Annotated in this window: 2 protein-coding genes and 1 pseudogene; all 3 read left to right on the top strand. The window is 48.6% G+C overall.

The annotated features are described in order from the left end of the window. Window positions 1-1,714 precede the first annotated feature (1,714 nt). Window positions 1,715-3,113: pseudogene (locus M3200_RS09540) on the top strand (SLC13 family permease). Window positions 3,114-3,256: 143 nt separating this feature from the next. Further along, window positions 3,257-3,385, top strand: a complete 129-nt coding sequence (locus M3200_RS09155; RefSeq protein ID WP_022383220.1) for an OadG family protein — start codon at window positions 3,257-3,259, stop codon at window positions 3,383-3,385. Window positions 3,386-3,406: 21 nt separating this feature from the next. Continuing rightward, window positions 3,407-4,025 (top strand): sodium ion-translocating decarboxylase subunit beta (locus tag M3200_RS09150; RefSeq protein ID WP_288178267.1); only part of this gene is annotated, 619 nt, incomplete at its 3' end.

Genomic DNA, 4,025 nt, shown 5'->3' with positions numbered 1-4,025 from the left:
AAAAGCCGAGTGTGAGATCGGCTTTTTCGTAGTGAAATGAATTAGTCGGCCAAACTCCAAAATCCAATCAGTTAGGATCAGTCAGGAAATCCGACAAGAAATTCTATAAGAAATTCAAAAAATACCAAAAAATTAAAATTGGGGCTTGTTCTTGTGTAGCAGGTCTTCCCTTCCAGGGCAAGGTTAAAGGCCTCTCCTCAAGGAGGGGCTTTTTTGATGCACGAAAGCGGCCGTGACTCCGCTCAGATTTCGCGAGAAACGCAAAAATCGGGGTCTCAGAGCGATTTGCAGAGATTGCGCGGGAAGAAGGTCGAAGGCCGCCTTAAACCTGCTGAAGCGGACAGGGCGCTTGATGGATACAGCCTTTCCTCAGATGCCGGGCTGGCTGCCCCCCCGACGGAGGGAGGTGGCGCCGTCAGGCGACGAAAGGGGGGTAGGAGGGATTTACGAAAGGTTTCAAACAAATAAGAACTGAGCTTTTTCTTTTATTCCGCATGAAGCTGTCTCCGTTAGGAGAAAGTGGACCGTATACTGATTGACTCTATATTAATATCGGTACTGGCTCAATGGTCCTGTACGGGCCGAAAGAGGTGCATTTTCTACGAGTATTAGCGAGCACTCGCCTTCCCTGACAGTAAAGCACTTCCTCTTGCGCCGAAAGTGTTTCGATTCCACAAGCATTGCCCCTGGTTTCAGATAACGCCGGGCACCTATGCCGGAATCCCCGTGCTGAATGCTTCCTGAAGGAGGGACTGTAAACATGACTGCATTTGCAGCTTCCTTGACGCAGAGGCGCGGCCCCACTCAGATTTCGCGAAAAACGCAAAATTTAGGGACTCAGAGCGATTTGCTGATATTGCGCGGGAAGAAGGACGATGAAATGGAAACGCGCTTTAGAGGCGCTCTCAGGGGCAAAAATGAAAGAAAGCATGAAAGCGGATGAAATCCGTCGATATCTGAAGCGATTCATGATGAAAAATGATGGAAATCTGTCATGAAAGATAGGAATTGCCTGCCATTCGCAACAAAATAAGGAAAAATCGGAAAAATCTTTTATAAAATAAATCTATTGGTAATTATAGAGAAACCATGAAATGAGCGGATTTTTCCAAGAAGTATCGTATACAAACTATTCTTTGTTTAGGGCTGACAAAAGTTAACGGCCAAAAGATGTTTTCCTGTTAGAAATGAGAGATTTTTGCATGAAAAAGCTATTAATCGGGCGTATAGGTTAGATTTTAAGTTATGTATTAAATGAATTGATAAGTGAGTGAAAGTCATCGAGCCGAAAATATCCGTTGAGATTCAGCGAGATAAACGAAGATAAAATGCATAAACATAGTATACATACCTAAAAAACGGTAAAAGTACTATGTTTTTTGTAAATTCCGTGCTTTTCTTGTACCATTAACTCAGACGCTTCACAGGGGAGCGTACTTCAAGGCGGACCCGGTCGGGAACCCGGGACGTAGAAAAAGGAGGATAGCAGTCCGGTTGGATTCCAGAATTATGAGGGGGCTCATCAAGATCCGCGTTCTGCAATATTAATTTCTTAAATCAGTTACTTAATGAGTTAGATGGATTTAGAGCATGGACCTTTTCACTTTTCTGGAAAATACTCTTGGCCGCAAAAAGCGGCAGGCGTTCACTCTTGGCCGCAAAAAGCGGCAGGCATTCTTTGAAAACAAGAATAACAATAAGAAAGGTGGTTTTTATGGATCCAGCGATTATCACACTATGTGTGCTTGCGGTTGCAGCATTCCTGTTCGTCACCGAACTGATTCCGCTGGCTGTCACAGCTATGGCAGCTTGTACCGCACTGGGCATTCTGGGAGTACTTCCGTCTAAACAGGTATATGCGGGACTCTCAAACTCCACAGTCGTACTCTTCGGCGGCATGTTCGTCATCGGCGCGGCTATGTTCAAGACAGGCCTTGCCGAAGCAATCGGCGTAGCCGTCGTCAAGAAGGCAGGAACGAATGAGATTCCGCTCATGGCAGCTATCATGCTCGTCACCATCGTACTGTCCGCCGTATCGTCCAACACCGGTACAGTTGCTTGCTTGATGCCAGTTATCATCGGTATCTGCCAGGCAGCTAAAATCCCGGCATCCAAAGAATTGATGCCTCTGGCTATCGCTGCTAACGTCGGCGGTACCATCACCATGATCGGTACCCCGCCAAACGTCATCGTTACCGGCGCTCTGGCTGCAGCAGGACTCCCGACATTCGGATTCTTCGAATTCGCTAAGATCGGTATTCCGCTGTCCATCATCATCCTTCTCTACACCCTGTTCGTTGGCCGTCACTTTCTGCCGGTTCATAACGCAGGCGACATGGATGAAGAAGCTGTCAAAGCAGCTAAAGAAGAAGCAGGCTCCGCTCATCCTTCTCTACACCCTGTTCGTTGGCCGTCACTTTCTGCCGGAAAAATCCGCAGGCCAGATGGACGAAGAAGCAGTGAAGGCTGCTAAGGAAGAGGCAGGCGCAGGCGGAGATGCTCCGAAGAGCAAAACAAAGATGTGGATTTCCGGCCTGATCCTGATCGGCGTCGTTCTGGCTATGGCTCTTGGTCTCAAGAACCTGCCGCTCCACACCGCTGCCGTTACCGGCGCTATTCTCTGCGTCATTACCGGATGCCTCAAGGAAAAAGAAGCATATGCAGGTATTGACTGGGTAACCATTTTCCTGTTCGCAGGCATGCTTTCCGTTGCAACCGCAATGGACAAGACCGGCGCAGGCAAACTGATTGCTGATACCGTCGTAGGTATGATGGGCGCAAACTCGAACCCGTATGTCCTGACAACAGTACTGTTCCTGATTTCCAACATTCTCACGCAGTTCATGTCCAACACCGCATCCGCAGCGCTCCTCGCTCCGATCGGCATTTCCATTGCACAGTCCATCGGCGTCGATCCGAAACCGGTTTTGATGGCACTCGGCATTGCGGCATCCTGCGCATTCGCCACACCAATGGCTACTCCGCCAAACACCCTCGTCCTCGGACCTGGCGGATTCTCCTTCAATGACTACGTCAAAGTCGGCGTTCCGATGTGCGTGCTGTCTCTTGTAGTCAGCGTTATCATCATCCCGATCATGTGGCCATTTCATTAATTGTGAATCGTCCTTGAAGGGCAAGATGCTTCTGCATCTGACGAAGGAGGGGTCCGGATTTTCCCGAATCCCTCCTTCCTTGTTTTAAGCGGCTCTGCCGCGGGCATCCTTAGATGCCTTATCGTAGAAAGGTGGATTAATACATGGCAACTCCAAGCCCGCTTTCCATTTGTCTCACCAACATGGTAATCGTGTTCGCCGTTCTGATTTTCCTGGCGTTCGTTATCCAGCTCATTCATGTTATTGACCCGACAAAGGCAAAGAAAAAATAATCAAATAGGAGGATACTAAATATGGACGGCTTTATGAGAGCACTTGCTTCCGTATGGACAGACTCTGGCTTTGCCTCTCTGACCTGGGAAAACATTGTTATGATTTTAGTAGGACTTGTCCTGCTGTACCTGGCAATTGCAAAAGAATATGAACCTCTTCTGCTTCTGCCAATCGCATTCGGCGATATTATGGCTAACTTCCCGAACACCGGCTTTGAAACCGATATGGGCGTTATGATGGCCATTGGATTTGGTATTAAGTATGAAATTTTCCCGCCGCTGATTTTCATGGGCGTAGGCGCAATGACAGACTTTGGTCCGCTTATCGCTAACCCGAAAATGGTTTTTCTGGGCGCTGCAGCTCAGGTCGGCGTATTCGTAGCCCTTGCAGGCGCTATGCTCCTCGGCTTCAATGTCCAGGAAGCAGCTTCCATCGGCATCATCGGCGGCGCTGATGGCCCGACCGCTATTTACCTGACAACTAAACTGGCTCCACACCTCTTGGGTGCTATCGCAGTTGCCGCTTACTCTTACATGTCCCTGGTTCCGCTGATTCAGCCACCGATCATGAAACTTTGCACCACCAAAGAACAGCGTCAGATCCGCATGGTCAACCTTCGTCCTGTAACCCACTTCGAAA

Origin of the sequence: Dialister sp. CAG:357 (genome assembly GCF_000435155.1) — a bacterium.
GTDB lineage: Bacteria > Bacillota > Negativicutes > Veillonellales > Dialisteraceae > Dialister > Dialister hominis.
The sequence above is the reverse complement of the archived record's forward strand: the minus strand, read 5'-3'. Positions and strand labels throughout refer to the sequence as shown.